Below are 13369 nucleotides of genomic sequence, written 5' to 3' on the forward strand. Positions count from 1 at the left end.
CGCCCCTCCACCAACATCCATACTTCACGCCGCCCCGAAACATGGTGCGCCGCATCGGGCCTACGATGTAGCGCATGAACTCGCCAACCTTCCCCCTTTCGCCTGCCCTCGGCCGCGTTCTGGCGACCGTCAGTGTCGGTTTCGTCGTCACGCAACTCGACGTCACCATCGTCAACATCGCGCTGCCGGGAATTGGCGCGGACCTGCACGCGAGCGTCGCGGGCCTGCAATGGGTCGTCGACGCCTACACGCTCGCCTTCGCGGTGCTGATGCTGTCGGCCGGCGCGCTCGGCGACCGCTTCGGCGCGCGACGCATGTACGCGGCCGGAATCGTCCTGTTCGCGCTCGCGTCGCTCGCCTGTGGCCTCGCGCTCGACGCCACGATGCTGGTCGCCGCGCGAGCATTGCAGGGCATCGGCGCCGCCGCGATGCTGCCGAACTCGCTGGCCTTGCTCAATCAGTCGTATGGACACGATCCCAAACTGAGGGCGCGCGCCGTCGGCCTGTGGACCGCCGCGGGCGCGATCTCCATCGCGGCCGGACCGGTTGTCGGCGGTCTGCTGATCGCGGCATTCGGCTGGCGCGCCATTTTTCTCGTCAATCTGCCGATTTGCGCGGCCGGTCTGCTGGCGACCCTGCTCTGGGCGCCGCGGCCCCAAGCCGAACGTCGAAGCCCGCCAGCAATCGGTGCCGGCAGAAACGCCGACGTCGACCCGCGCGGCATCGATCTGGGCGGCATCGATCTGGGCGGCCAGTGTCTCGCGATCGTCGCGCTGACCACCTTTGTCGCCGCGGTGATCGAATGGCGGCCGCTGGGGCTCGGCCACCCGCTCGTGGCCGGCGGTTTTGTCGTCGCGCTGCTCGCGGCCGGAGCGTTCGTCGCCGTGGAAGCGCGCGTCGCGGCGCCGATGCTGCCGCTTTCGCTATTCAGAAAGCGCACGTTCAGCGCGGCCGTTCTGTTCGGTATCTGCGTGAATCTGACGTACTACGGGATGGTGTTCGTGCTGAGTCTTTATCTGCAGCGCGTGCGCGGCTACACCCCGTTGCAGGCGGGGCTCGCGTTTCTGCCGTTGACGGGCGGCTTTCTGCTCTCGAACGTGGCGAGCGGCTGGGTGATCGGCCGCTTCGGCGTGCGCGTGCCGATGATCCTCGGTGCGATCACCGCCGGTCTCGGCTACGGCCTGCTGCATCAGGTCGATGCCGCCGCCCCGCTCATCGCCTTGCTGTTGCCGTTCCTGCTGATTCCCTCGGGCATGGGCCTCGCGGTCCCGGCGATGACCACCGCCGTATTGGCGTCGACCGACGCCCAACGCGCGGGCACAGCGTCCGCTGTATTGAACACGGCGCGGCAAGCGGGCGGCGCGGTGGGCGTGGCCGCCTTCGGCGCGTTGGCGAGCGGCGTGACGGCGACGCAGATCGTCACGGGGATGCAGGCTTCGACCGTGATTTCAGTCGGTTTGCTGGTGGTGGGCGGCGTATTGAGCTGCCTCGTGGATCCCGAGCCGCACGCCGCGGCCGCTGGCTCCCCGCAGACCGCCCAAGAACGGGACTCGACGCAAGTCGGCGAATCTCGTTGAGGGTTTGAGTCAGAGTGGCGCTTCCGGTCTTCGCGGCCGTCAACTTCGCCGTCCTGTTCGCGCTAAAAAACCCTCCCCGCGATGCTTGCGCACGACGCGGCATAGTAATGGGCACCTTGAAGAGCAACGGTGGGTGTCACGCAACACGCGTCGACACCACCCGCTTATAACGTCGCTTCCTGAATCACGCCGGTATCGATCGCGCGCTCGATCAGTCCTTCGCTCTGCGCCTTGGTGATCGCGTCGGCGATCAATTTCTCCGGCTCCTCGATTTCGGCCTTGATCGCGCTGATGAACCCGGATGCATCCAGTACCACCAGCGTCTTCGCCGAATCGGCGAGGCTGATGATCACGCGATGCGGCGTGGGTCCTTCGCCGAGACTGGCGCACAACTGCGTGACCGTCCCAGCAATGGTTTGCTCGAAAGTTTGAATCATTATGTGCTCCCTTGATGACAGCCAGAATCGAAAGCCGAGGCGACGATTGCCGAACCACGTGCGGCATCAGAGACCGAGGCCCCCGCGCGGCGCGCGCGCGCCGTCGACGCTCATGCGTCCCGCACCGGTCACGAACAGCAGCAGGAAGCCGCCGGCAATGCCGATGTTCTTCCAGAAATGAATCACCATGTCGCGTTGCAAGGCGGGATCGACCACGTTCCAGAAATCGTGGCCCAGCACCGCGGTGGCCACCGTGTACACCGCGAGAATCAGCGCAAGCGGGCGCACCTTGAAACCGACGATCAGCAGCAGACCGCCGAGCACTTCGACTGCGGTCGCAATCGGCGCGGCAACCTGCACGAACGGCACGCCCTTCGAATGCAGATAGCCGACAAAGCCCGCATAGCCCAGCAGTTTCATCACACCACCCCACAGAAACAGCACGGCGAGGGCGATACGTGCAACGAAAATAACGCCGGAATCGACGGGACGCGACATGAGGGACTCCTGTAGATGAATAAGCAGCAGACCCGCCCGAGCAGCCGCAGTTCCCCGCTTAGCACCTGAGCATATGTGCAATGGCCGCGTTTTCCAAGCTCGCGCGGAATTGCGCGGCGCGACACGCACTCGGCCGCGGAGAAGAAAAACACGTCCGGGCGCGCCGCTAACGGCCGCTTCGGACAGGCATCGCGGATGCGCATGTTGCCGCTGTGGCTAGGCGTCGGGATAGGTCGCGACTTCGATCAGATTGCCGTCAGGATCGCGGCAATACACCGAGGTCATCTTGCCGCGCGCGCCATCGCGCTCGACGGGGCCGGCCTCGATTGCGACGCCCTCGGCAAGCCAGTGCGCCTTGACGTCGGCCGGGCTCGCGTTGGTCACGAAGCACAGGTCGGCGCTGCCCGGCACCGGCTCGCGGCTGGTAAACCATGCGACGGTGTCGGCGGTGGTCGGGCGCAGGTTTATCTTCTGATGGCCATAAGTCATTGCCACCCGCGTACCCGTGCGCGACGCGAACTCGGTGCGCTGCATACCGAGCATGCGCGCGTACCAGGTCGCGCTAGCTTCAATGTCGGCAACATTCAGAACGAGATGATCGAGACTGTCTACTGAGAAGCTCATGGGTTCTTCACCGTAATGAAATGCGAAGGGTCGCGGCGAATCAGGCCAGCACGCCCGGTGCGAGCAGAGCGGAAATCGGTATGCGGTCGTCGCCCCGCGCGCAGCTCGAGGTGCCTTGCGGCTTACGCTTCACGTGATGGCGCTCGCGCTCCGCAAGTCACGAGCGGGGCGCATCCGGCGCGAGCAGGACGCCTTTCGTGAAGACGAAGCAACCATAGCCGCGCTCCTCGCCGGTCGCGATCACGCAATATGCCTTGCGCGCCCGCTCATAAAAAGCAAAGCGTTCGATCGAGGCAAACGGCACCTCGCGCCCTTCCGCTGCGTTGACCTCGGCTTGGGCTTCGCGCTGCACCGCAGGTATCGTATGCGGCTCGCCCACCACTTCCATGCGCGATGCGGGCTGCTCGATGAACGTGTCCAGCGGCATCACCGAGAGCACCGCGCGAATCGCACGCGGCGAACTCACGCCGTCGAGGTGAAGCAACTTGCCGAGCACGGTCCCCTGCGCAACCGACGTGCCCGGAAAATTGGCGTCGCAGATGACGAGTTCGTCGCCATGGCCCATCGAGCGCAGCGCATACAGGATATCGGCGTTCAGCAGCGGATCCAGATTCTTCAGCACGGTGTCTCCTTGTTGTCCGGTGGGTCCCGATCGACGGGCTAGCCGTCCGGGTTGGGTAGCGCAATGCGCTCGAGCTCGCGGCTGGGTTCGCGCCTGCCCGAATATGGTCGTGCGGCTGCAGCGCGTTGCATCGCACACATCGCATTGCGACGATCGATTGTAGCAAGCAACGTTGCGAGTCTCAGCGCAACGCGGCTGACCACCGCCGACCGCTACGACAGCGTCGCCGCCCGTTCTGTCGACGTGGCACAGCGGCAGGCCGCCACCGCGCCTGGCATCCGGAGCGGCGCTGGCTGCGCAGCCGCACTGCCAGCGCAGCCAGCCAATCAACGCAAGCAGCACGAGCCCCGCGCCGCCCAGCACCGGCTCGCGCCAGCCGAGCAACGCGATGAACATGAATGCGCGCGCGCCCGCCAGCAACGCGAAGCCGGCGATGGCGCCAGACCACGCGTCGACGGCCGCGGACACGCGCGCCAACGCGATGACAGTTTGAACCGGCGTTGGGGCGAAGGGCTCGTCCATGATCGTCTCCGTGAAGAATGCGCGGCTCAGGCGCTGCCGGGCGCCTCGTCCAGGAAACCGGTGACTGTCTGGAGACGGCCATGCGCGTCCACCACGCCGAAGTCCGATCCCTTGACGATCGTGTCGCCCGCGGGTGTGGTCAGTTCCCACGAAAAGCGTAGCCGGTTCGCAAAGCCGTCGACGTCGGTCGTGCGGCGAAACACGTGCTGGGGGAAGCGTTCATGCACCGCGCGAATCATCGCGTCGATGCCGTCGTGGCCCGCGCCGGCGAGCAGGGGATCGCGATAGTCGGCATCGGCGCTCCATGTCGCGGCGATCAACTCGCGACGGCGCGCGCCATCTGTCTCGTTCCAGACGTCGAAATAACGGTCGATCAGATCGGTATGCGCATTCATCTCAAGACTCCTTGTTGGCATGACTGAGCACTACGCTCGGCAGACACGTCGTATGCGGCGGGCTCGGTGTGAAGATTGGCGCCCCGCGGGCGTGGCGTCGATTACGTGGGAGGTAAGGATTCGGGCGCGCCATCTGGCGAGCGCCAGTATTTTGCGAGTGCCTTGCGCATGCGTTTGTCCATCAGATTGGCCATCTGGCCGAATCGTCAGGAACCGCCCAGACCGCTAACCTTATGTAGTAAATGGGGGCCGCGCAGAGGGCGCGCGGCATCGGAAGCAACGAACGGGGTGCGGTGGCGAGCCGCTACATCAATATGATTTTCACACTTGCATCTACGTATCCACAGGGATACAATCACAAACAGATCGGCACACCGCCTGTGTACACGGTCAACCGCACCGAGGTGCTCGACACCTGGCTGGCGGAGCTCGCGGACCTACGCGCAAGAGCGAAAATCCTCGTGCGGGTCCGGCGTACGGAGCGAGGGAATGTCGGCGACGTGAGGTTGCTGGAAGAAGGCGTGTTCGAGATGCGCATAGATTGCGGTCCCGGTTACCGGGTCTACTACGCGCGTGAAGGGCGCATGGTGTATCTGCTGCTCTGCGGTGGCAACAAGTCCACGCAGCAGGCCGATATCAAGCATGCCAAAACAATGTGGACAGCAATCAGAGAGGAAAGATCATGAGCAAGATCAAAACGGCACGGTTCGACGCATCGCACTACCTCGACAGCGAGGAAATGATCGCTGAATACCTCAACGCAGCACTCGAAGAAGGCGACGCCGACCTCCTTCTCGCCGCCATCGCCGACATCGCCAAAGCGCGCGGCATCGCAAAGGTCGCGGCTGACGCCGGACTCGGGCGCGAGAGCCTGTACAAAACGCTCGCACCGGGCTCCAAGCCGCGTATGGACACGGTGTTCAAACTGCTGCGCGCGCTCGGCGTCAAACTCAACGCCGTGCCCGAGCGCGTGGCGGCCGCCTGATCCGCATGGGCTGTTGTCGTCAGGGCGGCCCGCTGGATTTGTCGCGGGCCTTGGCATTGCCGGTCTGAACACACCCGCGTGGCCTCAAAGGCCCACATGCGGCGAATAAAAAAGCCAACGGTCAAGCTGATCAGGCTCCGCGTCCGCGAACATGCGCGCAAAACAGAACGGCGGACAGCGTCTCGACACCTCTATCTTTCGCGAGGATCATGCAAGCCTTGAGCGCGACCGGGCGTATCGATTTCGTGTGCACGCGCGCGATACAGAACAGGTTGAAGTTAAACTAACCAGATACCATTCCAGCCGACTTCCGGAAGCCTTGAGTGGGACGTGAGTCGCGACGCTCCGGCATGACCTCTCAGGTAATGGATTGCCCGGACGCTTTGGCTATCATCAAAGGCATGAACACACTTTCTCTTGCGCAAACGGTTCCTTCGCACGCCTGCGCGGCCGGCCGTACGGTCGGCGACCTGCTGCGCGAATGGCGGCAGCGGCGCCGTATGAGCCAGTTGCTGCTCGCCACTGAAGCCGAGATCTCGACCCGGCATCTGAGCTTCGTCGAATCGGGCCGCGCGGTACCTAGCCGGGAAATGGTCATGCATCTTGCCGAACGTCTCGACGTGCCGCTGCGGGCGCGCAATGCGCTTCTGGTCGCGGCGGGTTATGCGCCGCTCTTTCGCGAGCGTCCCTTGTCCGATCCGCAACTGGCCGCCGCACGCGAGGCTGTCGAGCTGGTACTCAAAGGCCACGAGCCCTACCCTGCGCTCGCGGTCGACAGACACTGGACTATCGTCGCGGCAAACAACGCGCTCGCGCCGCTGCTGACCGGCGCCGCTCCCGAACTGCTGAAGCCGCCGGTCAATGCGCTGCGACTAAGCTTGCATCCGGACGGCATCGCGGCGTCCATCGCCAACTGGCACGCGTGGCGGGAGCACGTGCTGGCACGGCTGCAACGGCAAATCGACGTAAGCGGCGACGAGTCTTTGAGCGCCCTACGCGACGAGCTGGCCGCATATCCCGCACCGCCGGGCGCCGATGCGGCTGACAAGGACGACACCGCCGTCAATCAGATCGCCGTGCCGCTGCGGCTGCGCACGCCGATCGGCATGCTGTCGTTTTTCAGTACGACCACCGTGTTCGGTACGCCGGTGGACGTCACACTATCGGAACTTGCGATCGAGGCGTTCTTTCCCGCGGATCAGCAAACCGCCGCGGCATTGCGCGAGTTTGCCGAAAGCCAGCGCGCGGAAGCTGAACGATAGACCTTTGCCAAGCTCTTGCGCGAGATAGGAAAGCAGGCTCGCACTCCGGGCCTTCCAGCTCCCGGCTATAGTCGCGCCAGTCCCCCGTATAGAGGTACGAAGAGATGCCCTTGAACGACGCCGCCGTACTCGTACGCCAACTCGGCCCCGCCGACCGCGACGCCTATTTCCAGCTTCGTCTACGCGGGCTGAAAGCGCATCCGGAACTGTTCGGCCAGAGTTACGAGGAAGCGCTGGCGAAGGGAGCGGCGCAGCACGATGCGAGCTTGCAAGGCTTGCACGCCGCCGAGGGTGACTTCCTGCTGGGCGCTTTTCTATCGTCCGATACACCGCTGATCGGCGTGGTCGGGATGGCGCGCAATCCGCGCGAGAGGGAGCGGCACAAGGCAGCGGTCGTCGGCATGTATGTCGCGCCGGAAGCCGCAGGCCGTGGCGTCGGACGCGCGTTGCTCAACGAGGTGCTGGCGCGAGCCGAACGCGTCGACGGTTTGCGGCAACTTCAGCTGATGGTCGACAGCAGCAACGAGGCGGCGCGCAAACTCTATGAGTCGGTGGGCTTTCGTCGATACGGCCGCGAAGTCGAGGGGTTGAATGTCGATGGCGTTTTCTACGACACCGATCTGATGATGCGGTTTATGTGACGGAGGCGGACGCGCGGTGCGCACGGCGGCTTCGGTGCACCGTCGAGAGCCGCGCCCGGCGGTGACAGTGCAGGGTCGCATCTGAGTGCCGGAGTTCGCGCGTGAGATGTCAGGTTAGTCGAGCGCCCAGACCCCTATGCGTTCAACGCGCGAATTTGAGCGCGCCATCCGCCGGGCGCCTCAACCCAGCCGCCCATCCCCCGCGCGATCCATGCTATCTTTTTTAATTGCCTGTTCCCCGTCACACCCACCTCGAATTGTCTCCCCTGCCGCCCTCGGGTGGCCTTTGATCAGCCGTTTGTCAGTCAACTCACCATGTCCGACCTCTCCACTCCGCTCCCACGCGTGCCGCGCCGTTTCGATATCAATCCGAAACCGCTTGGCGCGGCACTCGTTCTTATCGCGCTCGGCGCGATCTATCTGGCGCAAACCGTCAGTGGCCGCCAGGCCGCGCTCTACATTGTCGGTGCCCTGCTGGGGATGTCGCTTTATCACGCTGCGTTCGGCTTCACGTCGGCCTGGCGGGTCTTCATCGCCGATGGCCGCGGCGCCGGGTTGCGCGCCCAGATGCTGATGCTCGCCCTCGGCGTGCTGCTGTTTTTCCCGGCGCTCGCCGCCGGCACGCTGTTCGGCCATGCGGTGGTCGGGCTCGTCGCCCCGGCCGGCACGTCCGTCGTGGTCGGCGCGTTCATGTTCGGCATCGGCATGCAGTTGGGCGGCGGCTGCGCGTCCGGCACGTTGTATACGGTGGGCGGCGGCAGCACCCGCATGCTCGTCACGCTGGCAGCGTTCATCGTCGGCTCGGTCGTCGCAACCGCGCATATGCCGTTCTGGACCGCGCTGCCGTCGCTCAAACCGCTTTCGATGGTGACGACGTTCGGCGCAGGCTGGGCCATCGTGCTGAACCTGATCGTTTTCGCGGCCATCGCGTCGCTCACCGTGCTGGTCGAGCGGCGCCGCCATGGCCGGTTGGTCAATGAAACGACCCACCAACCTCACGCGTCGCCGTGGCTGCATGGCCCGTGGCCGCTATTCGTCGGCGCGATCGCGCTGGTTCTGCTCAACTTCGCCACCCTTGCGCTGTCGGGTCGTCCGTGGGGCGTGACATCGGCGTTCGCGCTGTGGGGCGGAAAAATTTTCGCGGCATTCGGCATCGAGGTGGCCAACTGGCCGTATTGGGCCACTCACGCGAATGCGGGCTCGCTGGCCGCCCCGGTTACACATGACGTCACGTCGGTAATGGACTTCGGCATCGTCCTTGGCGCGATGACGGCTGCGGCGCTCGCCGGCCGTTACGCGCCGGTCTGGAAAGTACCGGCGCGCTCGCTGTTCGCGGCGGTGGTCGGCGGCCTGATGCTGGGCTACGGCGCCCGTCTGGCCTATGGTTGTAACATCGGCGCATATTTCAGCGGCATCGTGTCAGGCAGCCTGCACGGCTGGCTCTGGCTGGTCGCCGCGTTCGCGGGCAACGTCCTCGGCACACGGCTGCGGCCGGCGTTCGGTCTCGAAGTGGAAAGGGTTCGTCGAACCGGCTGCTAGACGTTACAAAGAACGTTACAAATACGGCTCCGCTTGTAACCGGGGCCGTACCATCAAGTTACATCTTCGATGTGTCCCCTAAACAGCACCAAAGCTAGGTATTTATTACGCGCCTTTTGGTCTCGCTTCTCCCCTGCGCTTTTATTCAAGCAGAATTGCCGGCGCTGCCCGGCTTTCGGCTCCCTCCTTGACTAATCTGTCTAAATCCTTGTTTGACAAAGATATTCCGCGTTTAGAGGGGAATCTCAGGTCGTCAAAAATCTGCGGCGCATCAACTGTTACAACAGCGCGAAAGAATTACCGAAAATTGGCGTATCTTTTTGAGATATTTTTTTGAGAAGGGATTGATTTCCTGTTTTACCCTTCATACAATTCGTCCCAAGCCGTTACGAAATGTAACGCTATGTATCAAAAAGTCGCCATCTGTATCAGGTGGTGACAGTAGCCGGAGGTCTGCGTTTCCGGCGAGGCATAAATGACATAACGGCCAAAAAAACAAGGCCGACATAGTAATTCGGGGCTTCGGAAACAGAGAAAATGGACCGTAGCAGCGAGACGCTGGATTCAATCCGCGAGATTAACTTGTCTTACATCATGCTTGCGCAACGCATGTTGCGCGAGGACAAACCAGTCGGGATGTTCCGCCTGGGGCTGTCGTCGGAACTGGCCGATTTGCTGGCGGGGCTCTCGCTCGCGCAGATCGTCAAGCTGGCTTCTTCCGATCAGCTTCTGTGCTTCTTCCGCTTCAACGACCACTCGATGTTGTCGGCGTTGACGCAAACGACAAAGCACGCAGCAGTTGCACCGACTCACGCGGCGATCCTGCTTGCAGGCCAGCCCGCCGAGCAGTTTGCATAATCGAGGTGACTGCGATGCTCAAGCGTAGCCTGACGGAAGACGCACAAGAAGTATTCCGCGCGATCGCGCTGATCGAACTCGGCGCCCGCATGCAAGTCCTCGAAAGCGAATTGACGCTCTCGCGCGACCGCATGATCCGCCTGTATCGCGAGGTCAAGGGCGTATCGCCGCCCAAGGGCATGCTGCCGTTCTCGGCGGACTGGTATATGACGTGGCTCGCGAACATTCACGCGTCGCTGTTTTACAACACATACCTGTTCCTGAAGAACGAAGCACGTTGCTCACATCTGGATGCGCTGACCAAAGGGTATCGGCTGTATCTGGAACATTGCCAGCACAGCGAGACCGAACCTGTGCTCGACCTGACGCGCGCATGGACGCTGGTGCGTTTCTTCGACGCCGAGATCCTGCAATTGACCAGGTGCTGCCGTTGCACGGGCAAGTTCGTCGCGCACAAGCACGATCTGCAGCACAACGTGGTGTGCGGCGCCTGCCAGCCGCCGTCGCGCGCCGGCAAGACGAAGAAAGCCGCAGCCGCTCGCCAGGAAGCGCTCGAAGCGGCACAGGTCGCGCAAGCCGCCTGACTCGAAGTGACTCGACGAGGGCTGGTCCGGCCCGACTCGAACCGAAGCCTTGAAAAAATCCGCACACTGTGCGGATTTTTTTCGCCATCCCCCATCAGGCCGCCCATCGACGCCTGTCACGCTGGTGAATCAACCAGCCAATCCCACCGTCTGCACGACAAGCCAAAGGTTCGCCGCACTGATCGCGCCGAACAGCAACCACGCGAGAAGCCGGGTCGGCAGCCGGTTGGCGAACTCGCCCATCAACGCGCGGTCGTTGGTCATGCGAATCAGCGGATAGAGCGCGAACGGCAATTGCAGGCTCAGCACGACCTGGCTTGCAACGAGCAATTGGCCGACCGCGCCGTTGCCCAGCATCTGCACGCCAATCAACGCAGGAATCAATGCCAGCGCACGGGTGATGAAGCGCCGCTGCCAGCACGGAATCTTCAGCTTCAGGAAGCCTTCCATGATGACCTGCCCCGCCACCGTGCCGGTGAACGTGGAGCTTTGCCCAGACGCGAGCAGCGTAATGGCGAACAGCACCGCCGCGAAACCGGTGCCGACGATCGGCGCGAGCAGCCGGTAAGCATCTTCGATCTGCGTCACCTGGGTGTGGCCGGTTGCATGAAACGCCGCGGCGGCAAGAATCAGGATCGCCATATTGATCAGCAACGCGAGCAGCAGCGACGCGATGGTGTCGATTCGCGACATGCTGATTGCCGAACGGATGCCGGCCGAATCGCGCTTCACCGCACGCGTCTGCACGATCGACGAATGCAGATAGAGGTTGTGCGGCATCACCGTCGCGCCGAGAATGCCGATCGCCAGATACATCGGCTCGCGCGAATTGAGCGCCTGCCACGACGGAATCAGCCCTTGCGCAACCGACGGCCAATGCGGCTGCACCAGCGCGAGTTCGATGATGTAGCCGACGCCGATCGTTGCGATCAGGCCGAGCATGATCGCTTCGAGATCGCGGAAGTTCTTGCCCTTCAGGCCGAGCACGATCAGCGTATCGAACGCGGTCAGCAGCACGCCGGTAGTCAGCGAGCAGTTGAAGAGCAAATGGAACGCGAGGGCGCCGCCGAGCACTTCGGCGAGATCGCAGGCCACGATCGACAGTTCCGCGAGCAGCCACTGCACCCGCACGACTCTGGGCGAATAACGCGCGGCGGACAATTGCGCGAGGTCGCGCCCGGTGGCGATGCCTAAACGCATGCTCAGACATTGCAGCGCCATCGCCGCGAGGCTCGACAGAAGCACGACGAACAGCAGACTGTAGCCATAACGCGAGCCGGCTTCGATCGCGGTGGCCCAGTTGCCCGGGTCCATATAGCCGATCGAAACCAGCAAACCGGGGCCTGCGAATTGCAGGATTTTCTTCCAGAAGGGCGCGCCTTGCGAGACGGCAACCGAGCCTTGCACCTCGGATGGGCAAAACGGCGCCGTAGCGGTGGTCGGTAGTTTGAACAGCAAGCCGGGGATCTCTTGAAGGGAATCAACCGCGGCGCCTTGTGAGAGGCCGCCGCGAACCGCCTCAAGTGTACAAAGAAACCTCTGGCAATGTCCCGCTCAGTGCATAGCGGCCAACGTCGCGCACGCGATAGTCGATCGGATCGTGCAATGTATGCACGCGGGCGTTGCGCCAGAAACGGTCGAGCGCAAGCGGCGCATGCGTCGCGCGCGCGCCACAGGCGTCAAACAGCTTTTCGCTGACGTCGAGCGCGGCGCGATGCGCGACGATCTTCGCCTCCGACGTGGCAAGCGCGACTTGCGCACGTGTTTCGGCGGACAACGACGGGCCTTGCCGCCAGGCCTCGTCGAGTGCGTCAGCGGCGCGCGCGGCCAGCGCCTCGGCGCTCACCGCCTGCAGGCGCATCTCGCCGAAGCGCTGGATCAGATAAGGATCGTCGGTGGCTTTGTCGACGCCGGAGTTGATCCACGGCCTGCCGTGCTGGGTGACGTACGCGCGGGCTTCGTCGAGCGCGCCCTGTGCGATGCCCACGAACAGATTGGTCAACACCTGCTGCGAAATCAGCGTGCGCAAACTCGCGTACGGCGTGTCGGCGCGCTCGAGCACTTCTTGCGGCTCGACTCGCACCTGCGCGAACGACACGCTGCCGCTGTCGGTCTGCCGCTGGCCGATCGGATTCCAGTCTTCGTGGACGGTGATGCCCTCACGCCCGGTCGGCACGACGGCGAACACCGGCTTGCCGGTGGCCGGATCGTGCGCGGAAACCGTCATCACCTGCGAGCCCCGCGTGCCGGAGCAGAAACCTTTCTGTCCGTCGAGTCGATAGCCGCCGTCGCCAGTGGCCGTTGCAACTAGCCGCGTGTCGAGAGGATTCACCGCATTGCCCCACCACCAGCGATGTTCGACGGTGCCGTTCAGATAGCGGGCGCGTTGTTCCGCGTTGCCCCATACGTTGACGCTCACCACCTGCAAGCAGGTAAAGCCCAGCAGATGCGCGAGCGCACTGTCGACCCGCGCGATCTGGCGGATCGTCTCGTAGATGTCGGGCCAGCGCGCGCCGCGGCCGCCGAATTCACACGGCACTGCGAGCGTCAGCAGACCCGCGTCGGCAATCCATTGTTTTTCCTGCGCGGCGTGACCGCCTTCGCGATCGCGCTGCGCCGCGCTCGCACGCAGCGCGTCGAGCAGACCGGCGAGATCGCGCACCACGGGCGCGGCGGATGCCTGACGCGTTTGCAACGCGTCGGCATGACGAGGTTCGTTCATGCAATGTCCACGTGAAAAAAGTTGGGTAAGCGGCAACAGTCGCGTCTCGCGCACTTCGAATTCGCCCCGCGGGCACAGGAGGGATCGCGCGGCGCCTGCTGCT

General features: G+C 63.7%; 15 protein-coding genes. 8 read left to right on the top strand and 7 right to left on the bottom strand.

All coding sequences use genetic code 11. The annotated features are described in order from the left end of the window. Nucleotides 1-74 precede the first annotated feature (74 nt). Complete coding sequence (locus CIC12_RS28175; protein ID WP_168669087.1) at nt 75-1577, top strand: MFS transporter; 1503 nt, start codon at nt 75-77, stop codon at nt 1575-1577. 164 nt (nt 1578-1741) lie between these two features. Here CIC12_RS28175 and CIC12_RS28180 read toward each other — a convergent pair whose 3' ends face one another. The 5 genes from CIC12_RS28180 to CIC12_RS28205 all read right to left on the bottom strand — a co-directional run bounded on the left by CIC12_RS28180 (nt 1742) and on the right by CIC12_RS28205 (nt 4675). Next, entirely contained in the window at nt 1742-2014 is a 273-nt protein-coding gene (locus CIC12_RS28180) for a hypothetical protein (protein ID WP_121323304.1), read from the bottom strand. A gap of 66 nt (nt 2015-2080) precedes the next feature. Continuing rightward, the gene (locus CIC12_RS28185) at nt 2081-2512 is read right to left on the bottom strand and encodes a DoxX family protein (RefSeq protein WP_168669089.1); all 432 of its coding nucleotides are present in this window, start codon (nt 2510-2512) and stop codon (nt 2081-2083) included. A 216-nt stretch (nt 2513-2728) separates the two neighbouring features. Then, nucleotides 2729-3136 (bottom strand): VOC family protein, encoded by a 408-nt coding sequence (locus tag CIC12_RS28190; protein WP_168669091.1) that lies wholly within the window; start codon nt 3134-3136, stop codon nt 2729-2731. 157 nt (nt 3137-3293) lie between these two features. After that, entirely contained in the window at nt 3294-3758 is a 465-nt protein-coding gene (locus CIC12_RS28195) for an RbsD/FucU domain-containing protein (protein ID WP_168669234.1), read from the bottom strand. Nucleotides 3759-4306: 548 nt separating this feature from the next. Then, nucleotides 4307-4675: a nuclear transport factor 2 family protein gene (locus CIC12_RS28205; RefSeq protein WP_168669093.1), complete on the bottom strand. Its 369-nt coding sequence runs from the start codon at nt 4673-4675 to the stop codon at nt 4307-4309. 293 nt (nt 4676-4968) lie between these two features. Between CIC12_RS28205 and CIC12_RS28210 the strand changes: the two genes are divergently transcribed. The 7 genes from CIC12_RS28210 to flhC all read left to right on the top strand — a co-directional run bounded on the left by CIC12_RS28210 (nt 4969) and on the right by flhC (nt 10544). After that, complete coding sequence (locus CIC12_RS28210; RefSeq protein WP_342030579.1) at nt 4969-5361, top strand: type II toxin-antitoxin system RelE/ParE family toxin; 393 nt, start codon at nt 4969-4971, stop codon at nt 5359-5361. Further along, a complete protein-coding gene (locus tag CIC12_RS28215) occupies nt 5358-5660 on the top strand; it encodes an addiction module antidote protein (protein ID WP_168669095.1) in 303 nt (100 codons plus the stop codon). The genes CIC12_RS28210 and CIC12_RS28215 overlap by 4 nt, the downstream gene beginning before the upstream one ends. A gap of 401 nt (nt 5661-6061) precedes the next feature. Next, nucleotides 6062-6922 carry a helix-turn-helix domain-containing protein gene (locus CIC12_RS28220; protein WP_238812923.1) on the top strand — a complete coding sequence of 287 codons (861 nt, stop codon included), beginning with the start codon at nt 6062-6064 and terminating at the stop codon, nt 6920-6922. A gap of 104 nt (nt 6923-7026) precedes the next feature. Further along, nucleotides 7027-7563, top strand: a complete 537-nt coding sequence (locus CIC12_RS28225) for a GNAT family N-acetyltransferase (RefSeq protein ID WP_168669097.1) — start codon at nt 7027-7029, stop codon at nt 7561-7563. Nucleotides 7564-7878: 315 nt separating this feature from the next. Next, nucleotides 7879-9102, top strand: coding sequence for a YeeE/YedE family protein (locus tag CIC12_RS28230; protein ID WP_168669099.1), 1224 nt, complete (start codon nt 7879-7881; stop codon nt 9100-9102). A gap of 537 nt (nt 9103-9639) precedes the next feature. After that, nucleotides 9640-9960, top strand: coding sequence for a flagellar transcriptional regulator FlhD (flhD, locus tag CIC12_RS28235; protein ID WP_042324711.1), 321 nt, complete (start codon nt 9640-9642; stop codon nt 9958-9960). 14 nt (nt 9961-9974) lie between these two features. Continuing rightward, a complete protein-coding gene (flhC, locus tag CIC12_RS28240) occupies nt 9975-10544 on the top strand; it encodes a flagellar transcriptional regulator FlhC (protein WP_168669101.1) in 570 nt (189 codons plus the stop codon). 129 nt (nt 10545-10673) lie between these two features. Here flhC and CIC12_RS28245 read toward each other — a convergent pair whose 3' ends face one another. Beyond that, nucleotides 10674-12002, bottom strand: coding sequence for an Nramp family divalent metal transporter (locus CIC12_RS28245; protein WP_168669103.1), 1329 nt, complete (start codon nt 12000-12002; stop codon nt 10674-10676). Nucleotides 12003-12063: 61 nt separating this feature from the next. Further along, nucleotides 12064-13266, bottom strand: coding sequence for an acyl-CoA dehydrogenase family protein (locus CIC12_RS28250; RefSeq protein WP_168669105.1), 1203 nt, complete (start codon nt 13264-13266; stop codon nt 12064-12066). Nucleotides 13267-13369: the final 103 nt, after the last annotated feature.

Source organism: Paraburkholderia sp. SG-MS1 (assembly GCF_012275575.1).
Classification (GTDB): Bacteria; Pseudomonadota; Gammaproteobacteria; order Burkholderiales; family Burkholderiaceae; genus Paraburkholderia.

Bases quoted from the DNA above. Each gene is read 5' to 3' on its own strand.
- CIC12_RS28175 (WP_168669087.1), top strand. From the start codon at position 75: ATGAACTCGCCAACCTTCCCCCTTTCGCCTGCCCTCGGCCGCGTTCTG.
- CIC12_RS28180 (WP_121323304.1), bottom strand. From the start codon at position 2,014: ATGATTCAAACTTTCGAGCAAACCATTGCTGGGACGGTCACGCAGTTG.
- CIC12_RS28185 (WP_168669089.1), bottom strand. From the start codon at position 2,512: ATGTCGCGTCCCGTCGATTCCGGCGTTATTTTCGTTGCACGTATCGCC.
- CIC12_RS28190 (WP_168669091.1), bottom strand. From the start codon at position 3,136: ATGAGCTTCTCAGTAGACAGTCTCGATCATCTCGTTCTGAATGTTGCC.
- CIC12_RS28205 (WP_168669093.1), bottom strand. From the start codon at position 4,675: ATGAATGCGCATACCGATCTGATCGACCGTTATTTCGACGTCTGGAAC.
- CIC12_RS28215 (WP_168669095.1), top strand. From the start codon at position 5,358: ATGAGCAAGATCAAAACGGCACGGTTCGACGCATCGCACTACCTCGAC.
- CIC12_RS28220 (WP_238812923.1), top strand. From the start codon at position 6,062: ATGAACACACTTTCTCTTGCGCAAACGGTTCCTTCGCACGCCTGCGCG.
- CIC12_RS28225 (WP_168669097.1), top strand. From the start codon at position 7,027: ATGCCCTTGAACGACGCCGCCGTACTCGTACGCCAACTCGGCCCCGCC.
- CIC12_RS28230 (WP_168669099.1), top strand. From the start codon at position 7,879: ATGTCCGACCTCTCCACTCCGCTCCCACGCGTGCCGCGCCGTTTCGAT.
- flhD (WP_042324711.1), top strand. From the start codon at position 9,640: ATGGACCGTAGCAGCGAGACGCTGGATTCAATCCGCGAGATTAACTTG.
- flhC (WP_168669101.1), top strand. From the start codon at position 9,975: ATGCTCAAGCGTAGCCTGACGGAAGACGCACAAGAAGTATTCCGCGCG.
- CIC12_RS28250 (WP_168669105.1), bottom strand. From the start codon at position 13,266: ATGAACGAACCTCGTCATGCCGACGCGTTGCAAACGCGTCAGGCATCC.